Below are 24,856 nucleotides of genomic sequence, written 5' to 3'. Positions count from 1 at the left end.
ACGTCTACCTCTCCCGCCCCCCGCTGTACAAGATCAAGTGGGGCCGCGACGACTTCGAGTACGCCTACTCGGACCGCGAGCGCGACGCCCTGGTCTCGCTGGGCAAGAACCAGGGCAAGCGGATCAAGGAAGACTCGATCCAGCGCTTCAAGGGTCTGGGCGAGATGAACGCCGAGGAACTGCGCATCACCACCATGGACGTGGACCACCGCGTGCTCGGCCAGGTCACCCTGGACGACGCGGCGCAGGCCGACGACCTGTTCTCGGTGCTGATGGGCGAGGACGTCGAAGCCCGGCGCTCGTTCATCCAGCGCAACGCCAAGGACGTTCGGTTCCTCGACATCTGAGTCGGCTCAGCTGACTGCCTGAAAGGATCTTTGACCAGCAATGGCCGACGAAACCACCCAACCCGCTCAGAACGCAGAGAACCCCGCGGAGGAGCAGCCCGTCATGCGCATCGAGCCCGTCGGGCTCGAGACCGAGATGCAGCGCTCCTATCTCGACTACGCGATGTCCGTCATCGTCTCGCGCGCCCTGCCCGACGTCCGGGACGGCCTCAAGCCGGTCCACCGGCGCGTGCTGTACGCGATGTACGACGGCGGCTACCGGCCCGAGAAGGGCTTCTACAAGTGCGCCCGCGTCGTCGGTGACGTCATGGGCACCTACCACCCGCACGGTGACAGCTCGATCTACGACGCCCTGGTCCGCCTGGCCCAGCCGTGGTCGCTGCGCATGCCGCTGGTGGACTCCAACGGCAACTTCGGCTCCCCGGGCAACGACCCGGCCGCCGCGATGCGCTACACCGAGTGCAAGCTCATGCCGCTGGCCATGGAGATGCTCCGGGACATCGACGAGGACACCGTCGACTTCACGGACAACTACGACGGCCGCAACCAGGAGCCGACGGTCCTGCCGGCGCGCTTCCCGAACCTGCTGATCAACGGCTCCGCGGGCATCGCGGTCGGCATGGCGACCAACATCCCGCCGCACAACCTCCGCGAGGTCGCGGCCGGCGCCCAGTGGGCGCTGGAGCACCCGGAGGCCTCGCACGAGGAGCTCCAGGACGCGCTCATCGAGCGGATCAAGGGCCCGGACTTCCCCTCCGGCGCGCTGGTCGTGGGCCGCAAGGGCATCGAGGAGGCGTACCGCACCGGTCGCGGCTCCATCACGATGCGCGCGGTCGTCGAGGTCGAGGAGATCCAGAACCGCCAGTGCCTGGTGGTCACGGAGCTTCCGTACCAGACCAACCCGGACAACCTGGCGCAGAAGATCGCCGACCTGGTCAAGGACGGCAAGGTCGGCGGCATCGCCGACGTCCGTGACGAGACCTCGTCGCGCACCGGTCAGCGCCTGGTGATCGTGCTCAAGCGCGACGCCGTCGCCAAGGTCGTGCTGAACAACCTCTACAAGCACACCGACCTGCAGACGAACTTCGGCGCGAACATGCTGGCGCTGGTGGACGGCGTGCCGCGCACGCTGTCGATCGACGCGTTCATCCGCCACTGGGTGACGCACCAGATCGAGGTCATCGTCCGGCGCACGCGCTTCCGCCTGCGCAAGGCCGAGGAGCGCGCCCACATCCTGCGCGGTCTGCTCAAGGCGCTGGACGCGATCGACGAGGTCATCGCGCTGATCCGGCGCAGCAACACGGTCGAGATCGCCCGCGAGGGCCTGATGGGCCTGCTGTCGATCGACGAGATCCAGGCCAACGCCATCCTGGAGATGCAGCTCCGCCGCCTCGCGGCCCTGGAGCGGCAGAAGATCGTCGCCGAGCACGACGAGCTCCAGGCCAAGATCAACGAGTACAACGCGATCCTGGCCTCCGAGGAGCGGCAGCGGCAGATCGTCAGCGAGGAACTGGCCGCGATCGTCGAGAAGTTCGGCGACGACCGGCGTTCCAAGCTGGTGCCCTTCGACGGCGACATGTCCATGGAGGACCTGATCGCCGAAGAGGACATCGTCGTCACGATCACGCACGGCGGCTACGTCAAGCGGACCAAGACCGAGGACTACCGCTCGCAGAAGCGCGGCGGCAAGGGCGTGCGCGGGACGAAGCTGAAGCAGGACGACCTGGTCGACCACTTCTTCGTCTCCACCACGCACCACTGGCTGCTGTTCTTCACGAACAAGGGCCGGGTCTACCGCGCGAAGGCGTACGAGCTCCCGGACGCCGGCCGCGACGCCCGCGGTCAGCACGTGGCGAACCTGCTGGCCTTCCAGCCGGACGAGCAGATCGCGCAGATCCTCGCGATCCGCGATTACGAGGCCGCCCCGTACCTGATCCTGGCCACCAAGGCCGGTCTGGTGAAGAAGACGGCGCTCAAGGACTACGACTCCCCTCGTTCGGGTGGTGTCATCGCCATCAACCTCCGGGAGACGGGCGACGGCAACGACGACGAGCTGATCGGCGCCGAGCTGGTCTCGGCCGACGACGACCTGCTGCTCATCAGCAAGAAGGCGCAGTCGATCCGCTTCACCGCCACCGACGACTCGCTGCGCCCGATGGGCCGCGCCACCTCGGGCGTGAAGGGCATGAGTTTCCGCGAAGGTGACGAACTGCTCTCCATGAGCGTGGTCCGGCCCGGTACGTTCGTCTTCACCGCGACCGACGGCGGATACGCCAAGCGGACGCCCGTGGACGAATACCGCGTCCAGGGACGTGGCGGTCTGGGCATCAAGGCTGCCAAGATCGTGGAAGACCGCGGATCGCTCGTAGGAGCGCTCGTGGTCGACGCCACCGACGAGATCCTCGCCATCACCCTCAGCGGTGGTGTGATCCGTACGCGCGTCAACGAAGTCAGGGAGACCGGCCGTGACACGATGGGCGTCCAGCTGATCAACCTGGGCAAGCGCGATGCCGTGGTCGGCATCGCTCGTAACGCCGAGGCGGGCCAGGAGGCTGACGAGGTCGACGAGACCGAGGACGCCGAGGGACAGGCCACCGAGGTCGCCGAGGGCACGCAGCCTTCGGCTGGGGAGCACGAGGAGTAAGCGTGAGTGGAGCCACGGGCGCCGGACCGGCCAAGACTGGAGCGAACGGTGCCCGTGGCCCCGCCGCGGACTCCCAGGGGGGAACCGTGACGGACACCCGAGAGCCGAAGCCCCAGACCGGTTCGGCGGACGGCCAGAACCGTCCTGCACAGCCGCCGCAGTCGTCTCAGACCTCCTCGGCGCCTTCGGGCCCGGGGGCGCCGAGGGGCGCCGGCGGCGGCACGGCGCAGCGGGGGCCGCAGACGGGCGTGCGTACGGCGCCCAGGACGCGCAAGGCACGACTGCGGGTGGCCAAGGCCGACCCGTGGTCGGTGATGAAGGTCAGTTTCCTGCTGTCGATCGCGCTGGGCATCTGCACGATCGTGGCGTCGGTGGTGCTGTGGATGGTCATGGACGCCATGGGCGTCTTCTCGACCGTCGGCGGGACCATCAGCGAGGCCACCGGCTCCAACGAGAGCAACGGCTTCGACCTCCAGTCGTTCCTGTCGCTGCCGCGCGTCCTGATCTTCACCTCGGTGATCGCGGTCATCGACGTGGTGCTCGCGACGGCACTGGCCACGCTGGGGGCCTTCATCTACAACCTCTCCGCGGGCTTCGTGGGCGGCATCGAGCTGACCCTCGCCGAGGACGAGTGAGCTACGAATGACCTGCGCGGACGCCCTCCGGCAGCGGATTTTGGACTGACCCGGTCTGTGCGCTAATCTTCATCAAGTCAGCGCACAGCGCCGAGGGGCTATAGCTCAGTTGGTTAGAGCGCATCCCTGATAAGGATGAGGCCACAGGTTCAAATCCTGTTAGCCCCACAGTACGGATTCGGTCCGGCGGAGATTCTCCGCCGGACCGTTCTCGTTCCCGGTCTCCGCCCGCGCGGGGCAGGGGTGTTGGGCCGTCGGGGGGCTTCCCAGATAACCGATCGGTATCGGTCGGTGTGTATAGTCGGGCGGCAGTAGTCCCCAACGTCAACGAAGGACGAGGTCGCGCGGTGAAGAAGCTTCTCCTGGTCGCACTGGCCGCCATCGGCGGGCTCCTCGTGTACCGCCAGATCCAGGCGGACCGCGCCGAGCAGGACCTGTGGACGGAGGCAACTGACTCCGTGCCCTCTGGTTCCGGTGTGTGAGACCGAAGATTGAGCTCAGGAAGCCCCGACTGCCGCTGCGGTCGGGGCTTCGTGCTGTTCCGGGGCTTCGTGCTGTTCTGACCCAGCTTATTGCATTATGCAAAGATTTTGATTGCGTTGGCGAATTCGGGGCGGGGTGGGCGTGATGACGCGGGTGCTCTCGGCTGTGCTGCTGGCGGGAACCGCCCTGGTGGGGGCGGTCGGCGCGGCCCGCCCGGCGGCGGATCCGGCGGCCCCGCCGCCGTACCGGCCGGCTTCCGGTGCGAAGGCGGTCAGCGGCGCGGAGACCACCGCGGACGCTCCGGCGCTGGTCGCGGGGGCGACGTACGAGGACACCGTGGCCCCCGGCGAGCGCTACTACCGGGTGGTGCTGGACGCGCGCTCCAGCGTCTACGTCTCGGCCGTCGTACGGCCCGCCGCCGGTGCGACGGTCGGGTACGCGGACGGGATCGAGGTGACCCTCATGACCACCGCGGGGCGGGCCTGTCCGGGCAACCCCGGCCGGGTGTCCTTCGCGTCCGACCCGGTGCCCCTCGCGGCCGTCGGCGCCCGGCTGTCGGCCGAGGACGCCGAGTGCCAGGCGGCCGGCGTGTACTTCGTCAAGCTCGTCCGGAACTCCGCCAAGGACGGCGACCGGGCGCCCTGGCCGGTGGAACTCCAGGTCATGCGCGAACCCGCCCTCGTCCCCGGCGGGGCGCCGACCGCCGCCCCCTCGGCCTGGCCCTCGACCCCGCCCGCGCCGCCCGGCACCGGACCCGTGGCCCGGGCGGGCGGCAGCGGCTTCAACGACGCGCGGGCGCTCGGCCCGGGCGTCTGGCGCGACGACCTGCGGCCCGGTCAGACCCGTTGGTACCGGGTGCCGTTGGACTGGGGACAACAGCTCGCGGTGGGCGCGGAGCTGGCGGGCGCCCGGATGACGAAGGAGTACGGCACGGCGTACGAGGGGCTCACCGTCAGCCTCTACAGCCCCTACCGGAGCCTGGTCGGTTCCAAGGGCACCCCGTACGACGGCAAGCAGGCCGCGGCCGGGCTCGGGCCGACGCCGCCGGTGGCCTACGAGAACCGGCTGTCCGACGACCGGTGGGTGCGGCCGGTCCGGGTGGCGGGCTGGTACTACCTGGCCGTGACGATGGGCGGGAAGGTCGGCGAGTTCACCGAGGACGCGGCCCCGGTGCCGCTGACCCTGCGGCTCACCGTGCGGGGCCGGGTGGCGGCCGCGCCCGCCTACGCCGAGGACCCGGCGGAGGGCGGCTTCGGCGTGGGTGCGCAGGATCGTAGGGCGGTGCGGGACGGGCTGACGGCGCCGGAGGCGCTGGCCGCGGCCGGGACCCGCGCGTCGATGCGGACCGTGGCCGCGGGCGGCTTCGGGGCGGGGGCGCTGCTGCTGGCGGTGCTGGGCGGGTGGGTGCTGTTGGCGCGGCGAGCCCGGCGGGGCTTTCGAAGCACGTCCTAGGGCGTGCTTCGAAAGCCCCGCCGGGCGCCCGAAGGGCGCGGCTCGCGGCGTCTGGTGCCGTGCATCGCAAGGCGGAGGAATGCCTGCCTACTGGACGTAATCGGGCGTTCCGACAACGCCGCGAGGTGCGGTACCAGGCGTCGCGAGCCAGGCGGGGCTTTCGAAGCACGTCCTAGAGCTGGGCCAGGGCCCAGATGCCCACGGCGAAGCACACCAGGGCGGCCAACAGCAGGGCGGCGGTGGCCTTCGGGCCGGGCGGGGGCGGGAAGGCGTTCCGGGCGGGGCGCGCGGGGGGTGCGGGGGGCGGCAGGTGGAAGCTGCCGGTCGGTGACGCTGACGGTGACGGCGCGGGCGGTGTGGGCACGGGTGGCGGCGGGCTCGGGTCGTACGCCGTCGGCGCGGGCGGGAGCACTCCGGCGGTGGGGGCGTCGGGCGTGGCCGGGGACCGGGACGCATGACTGCCCAGGGGGTCCTGCGGGTCATGGGGGTCTTGGGGGCCTTCGGGGCCGAAACCGGCGGGGAGCGGGCCCAGTTGGTCGAACACCTCGACCGGTTCCGCGTCCGGCGCGGGCGGGGGCAGCAACTCCGCGGCCCCGGCAAGGGCCTTGCGGGCGCCTGTGGCCGTGCGGAAACGGTTCTCGGGGTCCGGCTGCAGGAGGGTGGCGATGACGTCCCACAGGGCCGCCGGGACCCCTTCCGGGGCGTCCGGGGTGCCGTGGGCGAGGAAGTGTTCGACGAGGGACCGTGCGTCGGGTTTGCGGCCCAGCAGGAGGTAGAGGGCGACCAGCCCGACAGCGAACAGGTCGGCGGAGAAGTCGGGTTCGGCGCCGAGCAGCTGCTCGGGTGCGAAGTAGCCGGGAGTGCCCAGCACGTAGTCCGTCGCCGTCAGGCGGGGCTCGCCCTTGCGCAGGGAGATGCCGAAGTCGGACAGCCGCAGGTGCGGCCGTCCGGTTCCGGTCGCTTCCATCAGGATGTTGGCCGGTTTGATGTCGCGATGGACCACGCCCTCGGCGTGCACCGCGGCCAGACCCGACAGGAGCTGGTCGAGCAGGGTGCACGCGAAGCGGGGTGGCAGGGGCCCGTAGTCGCCCATGACGTGGCCGAGGGATCCGCCGCTGACGAGGTCCATGGTGAACAGGACCTTGTCGTCGTCGGCCGCCCAGCTGGCCGGGGCCAGCACGTGCGGGTGATCGATGCGGAGGGCCTGCTCGCGCACGAAGCGGAGCAGGGTGTGGGCATCGCTCTGCTGCAGGACCTTGGCGGCGACGTAGCGGCGGCGCCTGTGGTCCCAGGCGCGCCACACGGCGCCGACTCCTCCACGACCGATCGGGTCGATCAGCTCGTACCGACCGGCGAAGACCTCACCCATCGCTGCGCCCGTCCCCCCGCTCTGCGCTCTCCGTCCTCCGTCGGCCCGTCCGTACCGCGTCAGTACGGACGCGGTACCGCATCGATCAGTAGCCCGGAGGCACGCATCAGTTCTGGTGTGCCTCGTAGTGCGCGACCGCGTCGGCGGTGCGCCCGGCGCCGTACACCCGGAGGAACTCTGCCAGTTCCGGGTGGCTGGCGGCGAGGGAGTCCGCCGCGTCGATGATGTCGCCGGCCGCGGAGACCGAGCGCAGCAGCGACTGGATCTCGCGGACCACCCGCTTGACGGTCGGGGCTCCCGAACTGGCCGTGGTCTGAACGCTGTTGCTGAGGACCGAGCCTCCCTGGGTCTTCTTGATCTCGTCCATCCGGTCGGTGGCCTCTGCCGCACTGACGCTGCCGTCGGCCACCTGGCCGGCGAGATCCTGGAGGGCCTGTACGCGCTGCACCACGGCCGGGTTCCCGATCTTGGCGCGCTGACCGCTCATCAGCTGGGACAGCATGGGCGCCGACAGTCCGAGGACGGCAGCGAGGCGGGCCTGGTTCAAGCCGAGGTCATCTATGAGCCGGCGGAAGAGCGCGCCGAGCGGCTCCCCGTACCAACTGCGCTGGAGTTCCCTGGCTCTGGCGGTTGCCTCTTGCTGTACTGCGTCCACTCTTACTACTCCCCTTCGCTGGTGCGAACCTCGCGAGCATCTTACGGAGAGTGGTCGCGGGACGGGAGTCCCTATCATTTTGCGGGATCTGCCGGTACACCCGGTACTCTGTTCTGCGGAACGACTGCTCCTTCACAGGGGGACAGGCGCGTCCGTTTTCGGGGCCTTAGCTCAGCTGGTAGAGCGCTGCCTTTGCAAGGCAGATGTCAGGAGTTCGAATCTCCTAGGCTCCACATGCTAGATGCCCTCTGACCTGCGGAAACGCAGCTCAGGGGGCATTTTTCGTACCCATCGGGTCCATGTGTCGACAGCCCCGCCGCATGCCCGCCGCACCCCTGCCGCATGCCGGCCGCGTCCGCGCCGCATGCCTGCCGCGTGCCCGCGCGCTGTGGACCGGGTCACCGGCCCGGGGGCCGAGCGCGGCCTCCGCCGCGCCGGACGGGTCCCGGCTGCCTCGCGGGCGATGGCTCCGGGTCCCCGCCGGGCCGCGACGTGCGGCGGCGAAATGCCTGCTCATGGCTCTCGGATTCATTCCGGTAGGTCCATGCGGCCGCGGCGGTATCTCAGGGGAACAGAAATGGTCTGTGGTTCCATGATGCTCGATTCCGTTCGAGAGGATCTTGCAACATCAAGGTGGGAAAATGCGCAGCGTGCTGACAGGACTGGCTGGAATTGTCGCCCTGGCGGTAATTTTCGGAACCGGCGCGACGGGCCCGGGGGACGAAGTGATGGGCCGGAACGTATACCTGACGGCCAATAATGAGGGGCCGGGGACGCCTGGAGAGAACCGGCACTTTCTGGCCAACAATGAAGGGCCGGGAGTGAGTGGAAAGCGCGTAGTGGTTCCGGCCGCCAACGAGGGACCGGGCTTCTGACCCGTCCCTGCTCCTTTTTTGTGAGCCTCCTGTGAGTCGCAGTAGCCGGAAGCCGGAATACTGCATTCGACTTATAGGCGTGTGGCCGAACCGGCCATGCTGGCGGGAAACCGCTCTGGCCTGCGGGAGCCGTCTCCGGCCGAACGTGCCTCGCTCCGGAACCGGGGCGGGGACGGAGCGCCATCGGCATCGGTCGGAGACGGGCCTCCTTGTGGGCGGTCGCCGCTATTCCAGGATGGGCCGGGGAATATCCATCGTGGCGAACAATTCCTCGGCGCTGAACCCATTTTCCCGGGCCGCCTCTTGAATGCCGAGTGCCGTTTCGGCGCTCTCCAGACCGTGCAGGCCGTGCGCCATTCCTATGCGGTACCCGATGTTCAGCGCCCTTTGATAGGCGCTCCGGTGCAGGCGCAGCGCGTTTGCATAGTCGCCCGCGTGGCGGTGGACCAGCCCCGCGATGTTCTCGACCTCGCACTGCCAGGTCGCCGTGCCCAGGGGCCTGACCAGCGCGAGTGCCTGGCCGATATGGGCCGAGGCCTCCTCGCCCTGTCCCCTCCGCTGGCAGAGAACGGCCCGTAGAGCCAGGGACATGGCCCGGTTTCTGGGCATTGCCGAGTTCTCGCCGAGTGCCAGAGCACGGTCGAGCCACTTCTGTGCCGCCGTGTCTTCTCCTCGGTCGAGGTGGGCGATGGCCAGATCGTTGAGGGCTGCTCTTTCGTGTTCTTGTTCACCCACGTCCCGGCAGAGCGTGGCGGCCCTTTCCGCGGCGAGGATGGCTTCCGTGGAACGGCCTTGCCACAGATGCAGGCTGCTGATGTTGCACAGGGCGATGGATTCCCGGCGAAGACTGTCGAGCTCGCGATGGAGCTCGATTCCTTGCAGGAGGAGGTCGTAGCCCTCGGAAAGGTTGCCGAGCGCGGTGTGCGCCCAGCCGAGCTGGTCCATGAAGGCGCCCTCGCTGAGACGGTCGCCGTGCGAACGGGCCACTCGCAGCCCTTCTTCCGCGACGACCAGGGTCGACGGGAACTCTCCGAGGATCTGGTGGGCCGAAGCCAGGTTGCCCAGGCTCAGGCACAGGGCCTGGGGGTCCGCCGATCGCCGGGCCGCGGCCACCGCGACCTCCGCCAGCTCCCGGAAGTCCCGGATCGCGCCCTGCGCGTGCAGATGGAGCACGGTGTTCCTGGCCAGGTAGCTGGCCGCCCGGTGGAGGTCGTGCTTCTGCCCGAGGCGGACCGTGGCCTGCAGGTTCCTGCTCTCCCGGTCGTACCACCGACGGGCCGCCCGCGCGTCGGGGAACGACGGCAGGCCCGGGGCGCCGGCGTTCGGCGGGTATCCGATCGGCCGCAGGCCGGGAAAGAGGATTCTGCAGGCTTCCTTGGTCGCGCCGAGGTAATAGTGCAGCAGCTTGCCGACCGCGGTGTCCTTCTGATTGCGCGCGGACTCCTCCCACAGGCTCAGGGCGAAGCTGCGGACGAGGTCGTGGAAGGCATACCGCCCCGCCTCGTGCTGCAGCAGCAGTTGGGAGTCGAGGAGGTCCTCCAGAATGCGTTCCGCGTCCCTGGGTTCCACGCCGAGCAGGGCCGCTGCCGTCGGGGGGTCGAAATCCGGTCCGGGGTGGATTCCCAGGAGCATGAACGCCCTGCGGTGTTCCGCTCCCAGAGCGTCGTAGGAGAGCTGGATCGTCATGGCCACGCTGCGTTCGGTGGAACGCAACTCCGTGAGCAGGGCGTCCTCGCCGCGGAGCCGGTCGACGAAGTACTCCAGGGTCCACCGGGGCCGGTTGTGGAGCCTGGCCGTGGCGATGCGCAGCGCGAGCGGCAGATGCCCGCAGAGCGAGGCGAGGGACTTCGCCGCTTCGGGGGCGGTGGCCACGCGCTCCTCGCCGAGGGTGCGGACGAGCAGCTCCGCGCTGTCCTGTGGTGCCAGCGTCTCCAGCGATGTCCAGTGGGCGCCGTCGAGGTCGAGCAGGCGGGAGCGGCTCGCGACCAGGACCAGGCAGTCGGGCGTGACGGGAAGGAGCGGTCGTATCTGCGCGGCGTCGGCCGCGTTGTCGAGGACGACGAGGAGCCTGCGGGAGACCAACGTGGTCTGCCACAGCGCCAGCTGGGTCCCGGTGTCGTCGGGGACGGCGCTGTCGGGGGTTCCCAGGGCCCGCAGCAGTATGCGTACCGCGTCTCCGGGTGCGAGGGGGCGCTCCCCCGGAGTGAAGCCGCGCAGGTCGATGTAGAGCTGACCGTCGGGGTAGGAGGCGGCCAGGCGGTGTGCCGCGTGCACGATGAGGGTGGTCTTGCCGACGCCGCCCATCCCGTCGACGGCGACGATGCGGACCCCGTCCGCCGTCGCCGCCCGGTCGAGCAGATGCCGTAGTTCGCGGTGGCGGCCGGTGAAGTCCGGCAGTTCGTACGGCAAGGTGCAGGGGCCGGTCCGCGCCTCGTCGGGCGGGGGCAGGGCACGGGCCGGAGCCACGTGTCCGGGCGCGTCGGCTTCGGTGCTCGCCGTCCGAGCCGGCCTGTCCAGGTCGGGGCTGGCCTGGAGGATCTTCTCGAACAGGGCGGCAAGGGCGGGGCCGGGGCTGATCCCGAGGTCCTCCGCGAGCAGCTCCCGCACCGCGGCGTACTCGTGGAGCGCCTCCGCCTGCCGCCCGACCCGGTACAGGGCGTGCATCAGCTGGGCCCGTAGCCCCTCCCGCAGCGGGTAGGCGCCGGCGAACTCCCGTAACTCGCTGACGATGTCGCTGTCCTCGCCCCGCTGGAGCCGGAGCGCGAAGAGCTCCTCGACGGCGGCCAGGCGACGCTCTTCGAGCACGGTGGACGCCGCGTCGAGGACCGGACCGCCCGTCCCGTTCAGGACCGGGCCCCGCCACAGCGCGAGCGCCTCGCGCAGGTGGTCCGCGGCCGCACCCGGGTCTCCTCCGGAGCGGTCGGTGGCGGACTGCTGCACATGGTGCGAGAAGCGGTGCAGGTCGACCTGGAGCGGCTCCGCGAAGACGCGGTAGCCGGCGTCCTCGGTCACGATCAGCGCCGGACCGTCGGGTATGCGCCGTCGGAGATCGGCGATCGCCTTGCGCACCTGCTGCTTGGCCGTCCCGGGCGGGGATTCCCCCCACGCCGTCTCGATGAGGCGCTCGATGGACACCGTGCGTCCGGACTCCAGGAGGAGGAGCGTCAGGATGCGTTCCTGGAGTGGTCCGCCGAGCTTGATCCGCTGCGGACCGACCAGACATTCCAGGGATCCGAGAACGTTGAAACGCACCTCGTGATCTTCCGTGTCCGTCACGACTGCTCCCCCGAGTAGTCCTGGAAAATGCCAGGTCAGACGTCTACAGCGACAGCCTAGGTGAGCCTCCGGGCGAACGGTACCGGACCGGTAGGTGAGCGGTATCACCCCCCGGCAGGCTCTTTCTCAGCCACTCGAAGTGGCGCTCCTCCGGGCTTCCCGGGCATCACCCGGTGCGCTGAACGGCAGGCCTGGATCGCGCTCGGAGCCAACCTCCGGCGCATGCAGCGGCGCCCGCAGACCGTGCGGCGCCATTCCAGATTGAGGAGTCATAGGCATGGCAATCACTGCCACTGTCGCCAGTTGCCTCGTATGCGACACCGCGTTCGAGGTACGCGACGACTGGGAGAAGGGCGAGATCACCGAGTGTGCGGCCTGCGGCCAGGAGCACGAGGTCGTGGAGAAGTCCGCGACCGTTGTACGCCTGGACCTCGCCCCTGACGTGGAAGAGGACTGGGGCGAGTGACGACCTCCGACCAGATCCTGCTCTCGGTCACGATGCTGCGCCCCGAGGAGAAGCTGCTCCTCGGCGCGCTGCGCGACGAGGGTCTGAGGGCACGACCGCTGCTCATGGAGGATCTGGCCGAGATCGTGGCGGGCCACTGCGGCCCGCCCGCTCTCGCCCTGATCAGGAACCTGTCCCACCGGGAGGCCGTCAGCGTCTCCCGTCGGCTGGAACACGCCGGGGTGTCGACCCTCAACCGGGCGGCCGCCATCGAGACCTGCAACGACAAGGGCCTGCAGGCCCTGCTCTTCGCGCAGCACGGCATCGCGCACCCCATCACCCACCACGCCTTCAGCGTCGACCAGGTCCGCCGGACCGTCGCGGACCTGGGCATGCCCGCCGTGGTCAAGCCGGCCAGCGGTTCCTGGGGGCGCGGGGTCAGCAAGATGACCAACACCGACTGCGTGGAGGCGTGGGTCGCGGGCCGCGAGTCCACCGACGTCACGGGCAAGCAGTTCCCCGTCGTGGTGCAGGAGTACATCGACAAGCCCGGACACGACCTGCGGATCGTCGTCGTCGGGCGGACCCCGGTGGTGGCCATCAAGCGGGAGTCGGACGACTGGCGCACCAACACCCACCTGGGGGCCACCGTCCAGCGCGTCGAGCTCACCGCCGAGATGGAGAAGCTCTGCGGCCAGGTCGTCGATGCCCTCGGTGTCGGTTTCTACGGAGTGGACCTGGTCGAGGACCGCTCCACGGGTGAGCTGCTCGTGCTCGAAGTGAACGCCAACCCCGAATTCGCCCGCTCCTCCGCCCTGCACGGAGTGAACGTGGCCGGCCACCTCGCCGCCTACGTCGCGGAGACCCTCGCGGCTTCAGCCGTGTGACACGGAGAAGATCCATGGAACTGTTCGACACCGCAACGGTGCTCGCCCGCGTCCTCACCACGGGCGTGGTCATGAGCATCGAGAAGAGCGACCGGGAACTGCCCGGACTGGAACGACTGCTGACCAAGCAGACCGGCCGCGCACGAGCCGTCCTCGTCAACAGCGGCACCGCGGCGATCCACGCGGCACTCGCCGGCCAGGGCATCGGGCACGGTGACACCGCCGTCGTGCCCGAGAGCGACGCGGCCACCGCGCGCTTCCTCGACTGGCTCGGCGTCGGCACCGAGGAGCGGGGGCGGGCGGCGTACGACCACGTGTCGTTGGACCGCACCAACGCCGACCGGCTGGGTGAGCTGACGCGCGGCGCCACCGCGCCGGCCCTCGTGGTGGACCTCACCGGCCTCGGCTTCGGGCCGGCCGCCGCCGTCCTCACCGACGACGACGGGCTCTGGGCCCGCGCCGAGCGACTGAAGATCTTCGGCGCCTACGACCTGCGCACGATGTGGACACAGGAGGAGGCCGACGCCTCCCTGGTGCCCGGAGTCCAGTTCAACTACCGGCTCAGCCCCCTGGTGGCCGCCTGTGTGCGGATGGCCGTCACCCAGGCCGCACGCCCCGCCACCCCCACCGGAGCACGCTCATGATCACTGACTTCCCGACCGCCCCGCTGCCCCTGCCCGACGCCGCCGAACTCGACGACGAACTCGCCGCGCTCGGCGGCGGGGCCATCATCCCCAAGGAGCTGCGCCGCACCCTCTTCCCGGTCATCACCAAGGAAGACGTCTTCAACCTGATGCTCGCCCAGCGGCAGGAGCCGGGGAAGGTCGTCGCCGACTTCGCCGAGGCCTACCGCTCCTACGTCGGTGCGGCACACGCCCTGCCCACGGCCAGCGGCACCTCCAGCCTGCACATGGCCCTCGTGGGCGCCGGCGTCCAGCCCGGCGACGAGGTCATCGTGCCGGCGTTCACCTTCATCGCGACCGCGCAGGCCGTCGTCGCCGCGCACGCCATCCCCGTGTTCGTCGACATCGACCCCGTCACCTACTGCATGGACCCCCTGGCCGCGGCCGCCGCGATCACCGACCGCACCCGCGCCCTCATGCCGGTCCACGTGCACGGCCTGCCCGCCGACGTGCCCGCGCTGCGCGCCCTCGCCGACCGGCACGGGATCGCCTTGGTCGAGGACGCCTCGCACGCCCACTCCGCGAAGATCGGCGAGCAGGTGGCGGGCTCCTTCGGGGACGCCGCGGGCCAGTCCCTGATGGCCGACAAGAACTTCCCGCTGGGTGGCGAGGGCGGCATCGCGTTCTTCTCGACCGAGGAGGGCTACGACCGGGCCCGGTCCTATCTGGAGCGGCACGGCATCGACTACGGCATGTCGTGGGTCGCCGCGGCCTTCGGCACCAGCCAGCTCAAGCGACTGCCCTACTACGACGAGATCCGGGCGCGCAACGCCGCGCTGCTCGGCGAGGCCCTGCACGAGACCGGCCTGTTCACCCCGCCGCAGGTCCCGGCCGGCCACGTGCACGCGTACAACATGTACCGCATCACCCTGCACCCGGAGGCCGTCGGGCTGGGCGACGTCCCGGTGTTCGCGGTCAAGGAGGCCGTGCACGAGCTGCTGGTCGCCGAGGGCGTACCGGCCCGCGAGTGGCAGAACACCCCGATCCCCTGCCACCTGCCCTTCCAGCACCGGGACGGCTTCGGGAACGGCTACCCCTTCACCCTCAACCCGGGCGCCGCGCGCAGCGACCGGGCCGAGGACTTCCCCGTCACCCTCGGCATGCTCGACAGCACCCTCGTCCTGTGCCGGGAGCTGCGCGCCCCGGTCGAGTACGAGCGGATCCTGCGGTACGCCGACGCCTTCCGGAAGGTCGCCCGTCGTCCGGACGCCATCCGCAAGCTGGTCGAGTCCCGCGACTACCAGCGGCCTTACGACAAGGCGGCCCGTCTTGGCTGACACCGGGCAGGAGAAGATCCGCGTCGCCGTCCTCGGCGCCAGCGGCTACACCGGCGGCGAGGTCATCCGGTTGCTCCTGGAGCACCCGCGGGTGGAACTGGCGTTCCTCTCCGCGGAGCGCGCCGCGGGAGCCGCCATCGGCGCCGTCCACCCCTGGCTGCGCAACCACCCCAAGGCGCACGGCCTGACGTTCCGTCCGCTGGCCGACCTCGCGGACACCGACGTCGTCGACGTCGCCTTCAGCTGTCTGCCCACCGGCACCCTGCCCGAGCAGCTTCCGCTGATCGCCGACCGGGCCGAGCGGGTGCTGAACCTGGGCGGTGACTTCCGGCTGCGCGACGAGAAGGACGTCAGCAAGCACTACCCGAAGACGGCGGCGAACCCGCCGCTGGAGGACTTCGCCTACTACGTGCCGGAGCTGAGCCCGGGCGTACCCGACAGCAGGTTCGTCAGCCTGCCCGGCTGCATGGCCGTCACCACGATCTACGCCCTGTACCCCCTGTTCGCCGGCGCCCGGCCCCTGGTCGCCGACCGGGTGGTCGTCGACGCCAAGACCGGGTCGACCGGCGGCGGCCGCGGCAGCGGCGAGCAGCCGGCGGAACGCAGCGGCAACTTCCGGGTGCACAAGCTGCACGGCCACCGGCACGCGCCGGAGGTCCAGCAGGCGCTCGCCGACTTCACCGGCGCCGCCGTCGATCTCAGGTTCTCCACGCACAGCCTGGACGTGTCGCGAGGCATCCTGGTGACCGCCTACTCCGAGCTGCGGCCCGGGGTCACCTCCCTCGACGTCAAGCGCGCCTACGCCAAGGCGTACGTGGGCAAGCAGTTCGTGCGGGTCCGCCCGGCGCCCAAGGCGCCGCAGGACTTCCCCATGCTGAAGGCCGTCACCGGCTCCAACGTCGCCGAGGTGGCGATCGCCATCCAGGACGGCCAGTGCGTCACGGTCGCCGCCCTGGACAACCTGATCAAGGGCGCGGCGGGCCAGGCCATCCAGGCCATGAACCTCATCCACGGTTTCGACGAGGCGGCCGGGCTGCCGGTCACGGCGGTGTCGCCGTGACCCGGCCCCTGTACGTCATCAAGGTCGGAAGCGCGACGCTCGACCGCGAGGGCATCTACAAGGAGATCGCCGACGTGGCCGCCCGCGGCGCACGGGTGCTCCTGGTGGCGGGCGGTGCCACGGGCATCGAGCGCCACTACGCGGCGATCGGGCGTCCGATGCCCACGCTGCGGCTGACCAACGGCGACGAGGTGCGCTACTGCCCGCCCGAGGAGATGGACCACCTCGTCGACGCCTACGAGCGGGTCACCCTGCCGGCCGTGGAGGCCGGTCTGCGGGCCCAGGGCCTGAAGGTGTTCACGGCCGTCGCCGCACGCGGCGGCCTGGTCGTCGGCCGGCCGAACCGTCCGCTGAAGGCGCTCTCCGCCGAGGGCCGTCCCCTCGTGGTCCGGGACCACCGCGCGGGCGTGCCCACCGACACCGACACCGGGACGCTGACCACCCTGCTCGACGCGTACGACGTGGTCTGCCTCTCCCCGCCGGTCGCGGACCGGGACGGCGCGGGCGCCCTCAACGTGGACGCCGACGTCCTGGCCGCGGTGCTCGCGGTCGCCCTGGACGCCGACCACCTGCGGCTCGTCACCGGCACGGCGGGGCTGCTGACCGACCCGTCCGATCCGGCGGCGACGCTGCGCGACGCCCACCCGGGCGACGGAGCGCGGTACGCCGGCGGACGCATGCGCCAGAAGGTGCGCGCGGCCGAGCTCGCCCTGGCGGGGTGCGGCGCCGACGTCGCCATCACCGGCCCGCACACCATGGGCGAGCCGTCGGGGTGGACCCGGTTCTGGCGCACTCGGGAGCCGGCCGCCGATCTCGCGCTGCTCACCCGGGCGGTCTGCGTGCCGTCGGTCTCCGGGGACGAGGCGGAACTCGCCGCCTACCTCGTCGCATGGTGCCGCGAGCGCGGCATCGAGGCCCGTGTCGACCCCGCGGGCAACCTCGTCGCGTCCCGGGGCACCGGCTCGCGGAAGCTGCTGCTCCTGGGCCACCTCGACACGGTCCCGCACCGCTGGCCCGCCGAGTGGCGCGACGGCGAGCTGTGGGGACGCGGCAGCGTCGACGCGAAGGGCTGCCTCGCCGCCTTCCTCCAGGTGCTCGCGGACGCGGAGCTGCCCGAGGACGGCCACCTGCTCGTGGTCGGCGCCGTCGAGGAGGAGATCTCCTCCTCCAAGGGGGCGTTCCACGTACGGGACAACTACGCGGCCGACGCGGTCGTCATCGGCGAGCCCAGTGGCTCGGGGAAGCTGACGCTCGGGTACTTCGGGCTCTTCAAGCTGGCGGTCACCGCATCGGTGGCCAGCGGCCACTCGGCCGGTCTCGACGCGGTGTCGGCGCCGGACCGCCTGACGCACGTCCTCGGCGAGATCCGCGCCTCGGTGCTCGCCCAGGCACCCGACGCGCTCAGCGCGGTCATCGACATCCGGTGCGAGCCGGGACGCGAGCGCAGCCGGGCGCACGGCATCCTCAACTTCCGGGTACCGCCGGGCGCCGACCTGGAGGCGCTGCGCGCCGCGGCCCTGCGGCACGCCGGCGACGGCGTCGTGATCGAGGCGCTGCGCGCCACCCCCGGCCACAAGGGCGGCCGTTCGAACCCCCTGGCCAAGTCCTTCACCCGCGCCTTCGCCCAGGCCGGGACCGCTCCCCGCTTCGTGGTGAAGAAGGGGACGTCGGACATGAACACCCTGGCGACCACCTGGCACGACGTGCCGATGGTGGCGTACGGGCCGGGTGACTCCGCGCTCGACCACACGGACGAGGAGCGCATCGGCGACGAGGAGTACCGCGCCGCCCGCGCGCTGCTCGGTGACGCGGTGAACCGCTGGTTCGCCCTTGCCGACGGGAGCGGCCGATGACCGCCGTACTCGACACCCCGGCCGGCATCCCCGCCGACGCCGGGACGGTCGCCTCCGTACTGGCCGAACGGGCCCTTCAGGCGCGGCGGTTGGTCGTCGACATGGCCGCGTCCGAGCGCGGGTGCCACCTGGGCGGCAGCCTGTCGGTGCTCGACATCCTGATCGCGGCCCTGCACCGTGCCTCCGCCGGGGACGGCACCGAGGTCGTGCTGAGCAAGGGGCACGCGGCAGCGGGCCTGTACGCCGCGCTGTACGTCAGCGGCAGGTTGCCGGAGAACCCCGCCCCCCTGTACGGGCGGGCCGGACAGCCCTACACCGGCCACCCCGGCCCCAAGGTGCCCGGCGTCCTGTTCCCCACCGGGAGCCTCGGCCACGGGGTTCCGTACGCCGCGGGCTGGGCGCTCGCCCGCCGGATCGGCGGACGCGGCGGGCTGGGCATCGCGGTCGCGGGCGACGGTGAGCTCCAGGAGGGTCTGGTCTGGGAGACCTGCCAGGTCGCAGCGGCACGCGAACTGGGCAACTTCGTGCTCGTCGTGGACCGCAACGGCGGGCAGAACGACGGGTTCGTCGCGGACATCTCACCGCTGCCGGACCTCCCCGGCCGCTTCGCCGCCTTCGGGTTCGAGGTCGCCGAAGTCGACGGGCACGACCCGGCGGCCCTGAGCGACCTGTTCGCCGCGGACAGGTCGGCCGCCCGGCGCCCGCTGGCCGTGGTCGCCCACACCGTCAAGGGCAAGGGCGTGCCGGCCGTTGAGGGCAGGGCGAACTCTCATTACGTGACCATCGACGCCACGCGCGCCGCGAAGTGGAAGCGAGCGATCCGATGACCCTCTCCGGCCGTGACGCCTACCGGGACGAGCTGACCGCGCTCGCCGAGCGGGACGGCGCCCTCCTCTGCATCGAGGCGGACCTGGGGGGCAAGAACCACCCCTTCCAGACCGCGCACCCTGACCGGTTCTTCAACGTGGGGATCGCCGAGGGCGCGATGGTCGACATGGCGGCGGGGCTCGCCGTCGGCGGCTACAAGCCGTTCGTCAGCACCTTCGCCCCCTTCGCGGCGCTGCGGGCCGCGGAGAGCCTGAAGTTGACGTTGGGCTACCTGAACGCGGGGGTCACCGTCGTCGCACCGTACGCCGGCGTGTCCGGCGCCTGGTTCGGCACCACCCACCACTGCCTGGAGGACATCGCGGTGCTCCGCAGCGTTCCCGGCGTGACCATCGCGGCCCCCTACGGCGAGGCCGAGATGCGTGCGGTGGTCCGGTCCGCGGCGCACGGCGGCACGCCGCACTACATCCGCACGGGTCGCAACGCCGTGTACGAGTCCCTCGACTTCCCGGGCGCCGAACCGCCCCTGGTGAACTGGGAGTCCGAGGGCGACCCCGCCGACATCTGCCTGGTGTCGGTGGGCGAGGAGGGCACCCGCCTCGCGCTGGAGGCCCGCGCCGCCACCGGGGCCTCCCACGCGCACCTGGTCTATCTGGACCACGAGCACCTGTCCCGGGCGGCGCTCGAACTGGCGGACCGGCACGGCCGGTTCGTCGTCGTAGAGGAACACCGCGGCCAGGGCGGAGTGGCCGAAGCGCTCGCGCTGCTGCTGCCCCGGTGCGAGGTGGTGGGCGTGAACGCGGGCCAGGACTGGCCCGCCGAGGGCGGCGACCACCACGAGGTCATGGCCCGCCTGGGCTTCGACCTGCCCGCCGTCCTGTCGGCGGTGGCCCGGCTGCGCGCCGGGCACGACGAGCCGGTGTCCGCGGGCGCCCGCGCCCGCTGAACCCGCCCTCCCCCCACCCGTCTCCCCCCACCCGCATCCACCCGGCCCCTTACTGAAGGCAAGGAACCCCTCATGCACATCCTCATGATCGAGTGCAACCCCAACGGCATCGCGGGCATCGCCAACGCCCTGGAGCTCGGCCACGACGTCACCTTCGTCTCCGCCGACCCGGACTTCTACCTGGGGGCCTCGCCGCTGGCCGAAGCCGCGTTCGCGCACGCCCGCTGCGATGTGATCAAGAGCGCCGACACGTTCTCCATCGACGGCCTGGAGCGGCTCGCCAAGGAGGTGCACGCCGAGAAGGCGGTGCACGGCGTGATGACGTACAGCGAGTACCACACGGTGCACGCGGCATCGGTGGCCCGCTCCCTCGGCCTGCCGGGCATGAGCGTCGACGGGGCGCTCAACGCCCGCCACAAGCACCGCACCCGCCTGACCCTGCGCGACACCGCCGTGCGCCAGCCGCGGTTCGTGCACGTCGCCGACCCCACGGTCGGCACCGCCATGGAGGACGGGGTCCGCGAGATCGGCTTCCCGTGCGTGGTGAAGCCCTCCGACGGCACCGCGAGCCTGCACGTGCTGCTGCTCCGTGACGAGGAGGAGCTCGCCGCCTACCTGGCGGAGCTGGCGACCGTCGCGGACTACGGGCGCGGAGTCACCCGCATCCCGGACGTCGTGATCGAGGAGTTCGTCGAGGGCGAGCTCGTCTCCGTCGAGGCCTGCGTGCTGCAGGGCGGCGAGATCGTCAACCTCGGCATCACGGACCGCAACCTCAGCGGGTTCCCGTACTTCATCGAGATGGGCCTGACCTACTTCCGCGGCCACCCGCTCCAGGACGAGCTGTTCGCGATGAACGAGGAGGTCCTGAGGGGCCTCGGCATCGACTTCGGATTCATCCACGCCGAGTACATCCTCGCCGCCGACGGCCCGGTGCTGTGCGAGGTCAACGGCCGGCTCACCGGTGGCATCGTGCCGCAGCTCATGGAGCTCAGCAGCGGTGTCAACGCCTACCTGGAGGTGATCCGCCAGGCCCTCGGCGAGCGCCCCGAACTGCCCGTCCCCGGCGACGTCATCGCCGGCGGCCACTGGTTCGGCTCCCCGGTCGAGGGCGAGCTGGTCTCCATCGGCTTCGACCGGATCAAGGACGCTCCGGGCTTCGTCGAGGCCCTGGCCTACGCCAAGCCCGGCCGGGCCGTCTCGCGCCTGTCGAAGAGCAACTTCGACTGGCTCGGCCACCTCATCTTCACCGGCCGGGACCGGGACGAGGCGGCCGGACGCGTCCAGGCGGCGCTGGACGACATCGAGTTCACCCTCTCCGTGCGGGTGGCCCGATGACGCGCGTCGCCATTCCGGAGCTGGATCCGACGGCGATCTTCGACGTCACCGTCGAGGACGGTCACTTCAGCGGCATCCGGCCCGTCGCCGAGCGCACGGCCGACGACACCGGGACGCCGGAGCTGTGGCCGGGCTACGTGGAGACCCACGCCCACCTGGGCCTGCCCGCCAACTTCGACGACTCGCTCGAAGACCCCCGCATCGCCGCGCTGCAGTACCTCTACAGCGGCGTCACGCACGTCGTCGACATGTTCGGCTTCCCCCTGGTCCAGGACGTCTGGGAGCGGGGTCGCGAGGAATCGGCACTGCCCTACCCCGAGTTGGTGCACTGCGGGTATGCGGCCACCGCGATGACGAACGCCGCCGGCCTCACCGGCCACGGCGTCGAGTTCCCGGCCCCCGTCCACATGATCGCCACCGAGACCGACCTGGAACACGCGATACGGTCCAACGTCGAGCGGGGCGGCACCTTCCTCAAGGTGATGTTCACCGACGGCACCGAACAGCCGGGCAGCCGGGTGAAGTTCTCCCGGCTGTCCCGGCGGGTGCTCGAATTCTGCGCCCGGATCGCCGCCGAACGCGGCGTCACCGCGGTCATCGACTGCAACACCCTCCAGGAGACCCGCTGGGCCTACGAGTGCGGTTTCCGTCTCTTCGCCCACACCGTGCGCGACCGGACGCTCGACGCGGCCGACTGGAAGGAGTTCGAGGGCGCCCGCTTCGTCTCCACCCTCGCCGGCCTCCGTCCCATGATCATGACCGGGGACGAGTTCGCGTCCGAGTACGGGCGCGAGGGCTTCGCCGAGACCCAGGACGTCCGCAACCTGGAGTTCGTCAAGGGGATCGAGAAGCCCTTCGGCATCGAGTACGGCTGCCAGGACACCCGCACGGCCGCGCTGGCGGACATGCGCCGCAACGCCCTGGCCACCCTGCGCGAGGGCAAGCTGCTGATCGGTACCGACTCGGGCAACACGGGTGCCTACCACGGCTACTCCCTCCTGAGCGAGCTCGACCTGCTGCGCGGGGACGACGACTCGCTCGACGCGGCGCTGCGGCGCCAGGCGACGGTCGGCGGCCGCCGCTACTTCGACGAGCTGAGCGGCGTCGGCCACGCCACGGATCCGCTGGGCGTCGGCGCCCGCGCCACCTACAACCTGCACGCCCCAGGCCGACCGCTGTCCGCCCTCCCGCTGAGCACGGTCGTGGGCGGCGTGCCGATCGACCGGCCGACGGTGGTCCGTGCGATCGCCGGGCTGCGGGCGGCGGGGACGGACCGGAGGGTGGAGTCGTGATCAGGGAGCGCAAGCGCGCACTCGCCGGCGTCGTCGGCGGCATCCTCCTGGCCAACACGGGAAGCTACATCTGGTTCCCCGTGCTCGTCGCCACCCTCGGCGGGACCGACAGCGGGTTCTGGGCCGGCGTGGTCATGTGTATGACGTACGTGGGCCGCCTGCTGGCGACCTTCTCCTACGAGGGCATCGCGGCCCGCCTCGGCATCCGCGGGGCCGTCCTGCTCGGTACCGGGCTGGAGGCGGTGGCGCTCGGCCTCATGGGCTTCGCCGGGGGCGTCTTCTCCTACGGCGTCCTCGCCTTCTTCATCGGCTTCGGATCGGGGACGTCGTTCCCGGGGTTGAAGAACGTCCTGGTCTCCTTCCCCGAGGACGAACGGCCCAAGGCGTTCTCCGCCTTCCAGATGGCGGGTCAGGTCGGGCTCTTCGGCGGCGCGCTGCTGGGCGCCGTGCTCGCCCACGTGGATCTGCGGACCCTGTTCTCGGTGGTGTTCGCGTTCTTCGCCGGCTTCTGCGTGATCACGTCCGCGCTGATTCCGCGCGACGGTTTCGCGCGTGCGCCGGAGCGGCCGGACGTACGCGTTCCGCTGTTCAGCCCGGCGGCGTTCAAGGGCATCGACGTGCGCGGGGCCACCCGCTACTTCCTGCTCTCCGCCGCGTTCTGGTTCCTGTCGCTCGGCTACGTGGTCGGCATCCCCCTGCACATGGCGGAGTACGTGTCGGGGTGGGCCCCGTCATCGCCCTTCTGGATCACGGGCCTCAGCATCCTGGTGCTCCAGTACCCGCTGTTCAAGCTGGTCAGTACGCGGCTGAGCCCGGGGGCGGTCATGGCCGTCGGCCTCGCCGGGATGACCGTCGCGTTCATCGCCTTCGGAGCCGGGCGCACCGCCCCCTGGGTGGTCGTCGGCTGTCTGACCGTGGTGCTCGGAGAGATCCTCTTCGTGCCGTCGTTCGACCTCTGGATCGCCGGCCGCGTTCCCGAGGAGCGACTGGCCAGGGCCATGGGCGCGATGCACTTCTTCCGCAGCGCCGGGAACATGGTCGGCTCCCTCGCCGCGGGAATCCTGTTCGACCTCTCGCGCTCCCTCGACGTGCCCGGTGGCAACTGGTACGTCGCCGCCGTGCTGGCGGCGGGGTGCGCCCTCATCTGCCTGAGCGGCCGGAAGTCCGGCACGGCCGCCGACGCGCGGCGAACCGATGGCGCGAACGCCACGGAGAACGAAGAAAAGGTTGGGGAGAATGTCTGACATCTGCGTCATCGGGGGCACCCGGTTCTTCGGGAAGGTGCTGGTGCAGCGGCTGCTGGCCGACGGGCACCGCGTCACGCTCGTCAACCGCGGGCGGACCCCCGATCCCTTCGGCACCTCCGTACGTCGTCTGCGCGCCGACGTGATGGTCCCGGGGGAACTGACCGCCGCGGTGGCCGGGGAGAGGTTCGACGCGGTGGTGCACCAGATGTGCTACACGCCGAACGCCGCCGTCGAGGTGTGCGAGGCGTTCGGCGAGCGTGCCGGGAAGATCGTCATGACCAGCACCATCGAGGTGTACAACACGGACACCTTCCGCACGGGCGTCCCGGCCCCCTCGTTCAGCGCCCGTGCCCGGGAGGACGAACTCGACCCGGCGGGCTACGACTTCGACACCACCCTGCCCTGGTCCGCGCCCGGTTACCTGGACGAGAACTACGGCGAGGGCAAGCGCCAGGCCGAGGCCGCGCTGACCCGCTGCGCGAAGGTGCCGGTGCTGCTCGCCCGGGTCGCCCACGTCCTGGCCGCCGAGGACGACTTCACCGGGCGGCTGCGGTTCCACATCGACCGCATCACCGCCGGCGTCCCCGTCGTCACCCACCCGGCGCCCGGCCGGACCTCCCTGGTGCGGGCGGAGGAGGCAGCCGGCTTCCTCGCCTGGGCCGCCCTCTCCGACGCCACCGGAGCGGTCAACGTCGCCTCGCCGGACACCGCCGACGCCTATGACGTCTGCGCCGCGGTGGAGAGCGCCTCCGGACGCACCGCCGACGTGATCGAGAAGGAGGACCCGGCCGGTGACCCCGACCTGTCCCCGTTCTCCTGCCCGGCGGACTTCGGCATGGCGAACGACCGGGCGGTGGAGCTCGGTCACCCCTTCACCCCGATCGCCCTGTGGCTTCCCGCGGTCACCCGCATGGCCCTGGCGGCCTCGTCCCACACCACCCCCCGCACCAAGGAGCAGTGATGTTCGACCTCATCGTCATCGTCCGGGTACCGGAACCCGCCGACATCGCCCCGGTGGCCGACGCCCTGGCCCGGATGCGCCCCCTCTGCCTCGACGAGGACGGCTGCGTGAGCTGGGAGGCGTACCAGTCGCAGGACGAGCCGGGCCGCTTCGTCCTCGTCGAGCGCTGGGAGAGCCGGAGCCACTGGGAAGCCCACGACTCCGGCGACGCCATCCAGAAGATCTACGTCCCGGAGCTCCTGCCGCGCATCGAGCGCGAGGTGCACCCGAGCACTCCGGTGAGCAGCGCGCAGTAGCAGTCGACATGGG

21 protein-coding genes, 2 tRNA genes and 1 pseudogene are annotated in these 24,856 nt (G+C 71.0%); 21 read left to right on the top strand and 3 right to left on the bottom strand.

Annotation, left to right across the window (positions count from 1 at the left end):
• From ACIBEA_RS28145 to ACIBEA_RS28120, 6 genes and pseudogenes are all read left to right on the top strand, one after another.
• Nucleotides 1–347: pseudogene (locus ACIBEA_RS28145) on the top strand (DNA topoisomerase IV subunit B); the annotation flags it as partial.
• A gap of 40 nt (nucleotides 348–387) precedes the next feature.
• The gene (gyrA, locus tag ACIBEA_RS28140; protein WP_399265565.1) at nucleotides 388–2,991 is read left to right on the top strand and encodes a DNA gyrase subunit A; all 2,604 of its coding nucleotides are present in this window, start codon (nucleotides 388–390) and stop codon (nucleotides 2,989–2,991) included.
• 86 nt (nucleotides 2,992–3,077) lie between these two features.
• Nucleotides 3,078–3,626 (top strand): DUF3566 domain-containing protein, encoded by a 549-nt coding sequence (locus tag ACIBEA_RS28135; protein WP_399265563.1) that lies wholly within the window; start codon nucleotides 3,078–3,080, stop codon nucleotides 3,624–3,626.
• A gap of 94 nt (nucleotides 3,627–3,720) precedes the next feature.
• Nucleotides 3,721–3,794: transfer RNA gene (locus ACIBEA_RS28130), tRNA-Ile, on the top strand.
• A gap of 179 nt (nucleotides 3,795–3,973) precedes the next feature.
• Nucleotides 3,974–4,108, top strand: coding sequence for a DLW-39 family protein (locus ACIBEA_RS28125; RefSeq protein WP_208809277.1), 135 nt, complete (start codon nucleotides 3,974–3,976; stop codon nucleotides 4,106–4,108).
• A 145-nt stretch (nucleotides 4,109–4,253) separates the two neighbouring features.
• Nucleotides 4,254–5,561, top strand: a complete 1,308-nt coding sequence (locus ACIBEA_RS28120) for a hypothetical protein (protein ID WP_399265561.1) — start codon at nucleotides 4,254–4,256, stop codon at nucleotides 5,559–5,561.
• A 172-nt stretch (nucleotides 5,562–5,733) separates the two neighbouring features.
• Here ACIBEA_RS28120 and ACIBEA_RS28115 read toward each other — a convergent pair whose 3' ends face one another.
• On the bottom strand, nucleotides 5,734–6,930 hold the full coding sequence (locus ACIBEA_RS28115) for a protein kinase (RefSeq protein WP_399265559.1): 1,197 nt from the start codon (nucleotides 6,928–6,930) through the stop codon (nucleotides 5,734–5,736).
• Between the two features lie 106 nt (nucleotides 6,931–7,036).
• The gene (locus ACIBEA_RS28110) at nucleotides 7,037–7,585 is read right to left on the bottom strand and encodes a DNA-binding protein (protein WP_354378828.1); all 549 of its coding nucleotides are present in this window, start codon (nucleotides 7,583–7,585) and stop codon (nucleotides 7,037–7,039) included.
• A 160-nt stretch (nucleotides 7,586–7,745) separates the two neighbouring features.
• Between ACIBEA_RS28110 and ACIBEA_RS28105 the strand changes: the two genes are divergently transcribed.
• Nucleotides 7,746–7,818: transfer RNA gene (locus tag ACIBEA_RS28105), tRNA-Ala, on the top strand.
• Nucleotides 7,819–8,226: 408 nt separating this feature from the next.
• The gene (locus tag ACIBEA_RS28100) at nucleotides 8,227–8,460 is read left to right on the top strand and encodes a hypothetical protein (RefSeq protein ID WP_399265557.1); all 234 of its coding nucleotides are present in this window, start codon (nucleotides 8,227–8,229) and stop codon (nucleotides 8,458–8,460) included.
• Between the two features lie 225 nt (nucleotides 8,461–8,685).
• Here ACIBEA_RS28100 and ACIBEA_RS28095 read toward each other — a convergent pair whose 3' ends face one another.
• A complete protein-coding gene (locus tag ACIBEA_RS28095) occupies nucleotides 8,686–11,736 on the bottom strand; it encodes a BTAD domain-containing putative transcriptional regulator (protein WP_399265555.1) in 3,051 nt (1,016 codons plus the stop codon).
• Between the two features lie 277 nt (nucleotides 11,737–12,013).
• Here ACIBEA_RS28095 and ACIBEA_RS28090 point away from each other — a divergent pair, with 277 nt between their 5' ends.
• From ACIBEA_RS28090 to ACIBEA_RS28030, 13 genes are all read left to right on the top strand, one after another.
• Entirely contained in the window at nucleotides 12,014–12,202 is a 189-nt protein-coding gene (locus ACIBEA_RS28090; RefSeq protein WP_399265553.1) for a lysine biosynthesis protein LysW, read from the top strand.
• Complete coding sequence (locus tag ACIBEA_RS28085) at nucleotides 12,199–13,068, top strand: RimK family alpha-L-glutamate ligase (RefSeq protein WP_399265551.1); 870 nt, start codon at nucleotides 12,199–12,201, stop codon at nucleotides 13,066–13,068. The genes ACIBEA_RS28090 and ACIBEA_RS28085 overlap by 4 nt, the downstream gene beginning before the upstream one ends.
• 14 nt (nucleotides 13,069–13,082) lie before the next feature.
• On the top strand, nucleotides 13,083–13,712 hold the full coding sequence (locus ACIBEA_RS28080; RefSeq protein ID WP_399265549.1) for a DegT/DnrJ/EryC1/StrS family aminotransferase: 630 nt from the start codon (nucleotides 13,083–13,085) through the stop codon (nucleotides 13,710–13,712).
• Entirely contained in the window at nucleotides 13,709–15,028 is a 1,320-nt protein-coding gene (locus tag ACIBEA_RS28075; protein WP_399265547.1) for a DegT/DnrJ/EryC1/StrS family aminotransferase, read from the top strand. Before ACIBEA_RS28080 ends, ACIBEA_RS28075 begins: the two co-directional genes overlap by 4 nt.
• On the top strand, nucleotides 15,021–16,088 hold the full coding sequence (gene argC / locus ACIBEA_RS28070) for an N-acetyl-gamma-glutamyl-phosphate reductase (protein ID WP_399265545.1): 1,068 nt from the start codon (nucleotides 15,021–15,023) through the stop codon (nucleotides 16,086–16,088). The genes ACIBEA_RS28075 and argC overlap by 8 nt, the downstream gene beginning before the upstream one ends.
• Nucleotides 16,085–17,941 (top strand): M20/M25/M40 family metallo-hydrolase, encoded by a 1,857-nt coding sequence (locus ACIBEA_RS28065; RefSeq protein ID WP_399265543.1) that lies wholly within the window; start codon nucleotides 16,085–16,087, stop codon nucleotides 17,939–17,941. Before argC ends, ACIBEA_RS28065 begins: the two co-directional genes overlap by 4 nt.
• Nucleotides 17,938–18,768: a 1-deoxy-D-xylulose-5-phosphate synthase N-terminal domain-containing protein gene (locus ACIBEA_RS28060; protein ID WP_399265541.1), complete on the top strand. Its 831-nt coding sequence runs from the start codon at nucleotides 17,938–17,940 to the stop codon at nucleotides 18,766–18,768. Before ACIBEA_RS28065 ends, ACIBEA_RS28060 begins: the two co-directional genes overlap by 4 nt.
• The gene (locus ACIBEA_RS28055; protein ID WP_399265539.1) at nucleotides 18,765–19,712 is read left to right on the top strand and encodes a transketolase family protein; all 948 of its coding nucleotides are present in this window, start codon (nucleotides 18,765–18,767) and stop codon (nucleotides 19,710–19,712) included. Before ACIBEA_RS28060 ends, ACIBEA_RS28055 begins: the two co-directional genes overlap by 4 nt.
• Before the next feature lie 72 nt (nucleotides 19,713–19,784).
• Nucleotides 19,785–21,047 (top strand): ATP-grasp domain-containing protein, encoded by a 1,263-nt coding sequence (locus ACIBEA_RS28050; RefSeq protein WP_399265537.1) that lies wholly within the window; start codon nucleotides 19,785–19,787, stop codon nucleotides 21,045–21,047.
• Nucleotides 21,044–22,339, top strand: a complete 1,296-nt coding sequence (locus tag ACIBEA_RS28045; RefSeq protein WP_399265535.1) for a hydrolase — start codon at nucleotides 21,044–21,046, stop codon at nucleotides 22,337–22,339. Before ACIBEA_RS28050 ends, ACIBEA_RS28045 begins: the two co-directional genes overlap by 4 nt.
• On the top strand, nucleotides 22,336–23,583 hold the full coding sequence (locus ACIBEA_RS28040; protein ID WP_399265533.1) for an MFS transporter: 1,248 nt from the start codon (nucleotides 22,336–22,338) through the stop codon (nucleotides 23,581–23,583). Before ACIBEA_RS28045 ends, ACIBEA_RS28040 begins: the two co-directional genes overlap by 4 nt.
• Nucleotides 23,576–24,547, top strand: a complete 972-nt coding sequence (locus tag ACIBEA_RS28035; protein WP_399265531.1) for an NAD-dependent epimerase/dehydratase family protein — start codon at nucleotides 23,576–23,578, stop codon at nucleotides 24,545–24,547. The genes ACIBEA_RS28040 and ACIBEA_RS28035 overlap by 8 nt, the downstream gene beginning before the upstream one ends.
• Nucleotides 24,547–24,843, top strand: a complete 297-nt coding sequence (locus ACIBEA_RS28030) for a putative quinol monooxygenase (protein WP_399265529.1) — start codon at nucleotides 24,547–24,549, stop codon at nucleotides 24,841–24,843. The genes ACIBEA_RS28035 and ACIBEA_RS28030 overlap by 1 nt, the downstream gene beginning before the upstream one ends.
• Nucleotides 24,844–24,856: the final 13 nt, after the last annotated feature.

Source organism: Streptomyces sp. NPDC051555, assembly GCF_044454405.1.
In the GTDB taxonomy this organism is placed as follows: Bacteria; Actinomycetota; Actinomycetes; order Streptomycetales; family Streptomycetaceae; genus Streptomyces.
This window is presented reverse-complemented; position numbering and strand designations above follow the sequence as displayed.

Coding starts and splice junctions, on each gene's coding strand:
- gyrA (WP_399265565.1), top strand. CDS start 388: ATGGCCGACGAAACCACCCAACCCGCTCAGAACGCAGAGAACCCCGCG.
- ACIBEA_RS28120 (WP_399265561.1), top strand. CDS start 4,254: ATGACGCGGGTGCTCTCGGCTGTGCTGCTGGCGGGAACCGCCCTGGTG.
- ACIBEA_RS28115 (WP_399265559.1), bottom strand. CDS start 6,930: ATGGGTGAGGTCTTCGCCGGTCGGTACGAGCTGATCGACCCGATCGGT.
- ACIBEA_RS28100 (WP_399265557.1), top strand. CDS start 8,227: ATGCGCAGCGTGCTGACAGGACTGGCTGGAATTGTCGCCCTGGCGGTA.
- ACIBEA_RS28090 (WP_399265553.1), top strand. CDS start 12,014: ATGGCAATCACTGCCACTGTCGCCAGTTGCCTCGTATGCGACACCGCG.
- ACIBEA_RS28080 (WP_399265549.1), top strand. CDS start 13,083: ATGGAACTGTTCGACACCGCAACGGTGCTCGCCCGCGTCCTCACCACG.
- ACIBEA_RS28075 (WP_399265547.1), top strand. CDS start 13,709: ATGATCACTGACTTCCCGACCGCCCCGCTGCCCCTGCCCGACGCCGCC.
- ACIBEA_RS28060 (WP_399265541.1), top strand. CDS start 17,938: ATGACCGCCGTACTCGACACCCCGGCCGGCATCCCCGCCGACGCCGGG.
- ACIBEA_RS28055 (WP_399265539.1), top strand. CDS start 18,765: ATGACCCTCTCCGGCCGTGACGCCTACCGGGACGAGCTGACCGCGCTC.
- ACIBEA_RS28050 (WP_399265537.1), top strand. CDS start 19,785: ATGCACATCCTCATGATCGAGTGCAACCCCAACGGCATCGCGGGCATC.
- ACIBEA_RS28045 (WP_399265535.1), top strand. CDS start 21,044: ATGACGCGCGTCGCCATTCCGGAGCTGGATCCGACGGCGATCTTCGAC.
- ACIBEA_RS28035 (WP_399265531.1), top strand. CDS start 23,576: ATGTCTGACATCTGCGTCATCGGGGGCACCCGGTTCTTCGGGAAGGTG.
- ACIBEA_RS28030 (WP_399265529.1), top strand. CDS start 24,547: ATGTTCGACCTCATCGTCATCGTCCGGGTACCGGAACCCGCCGACATC.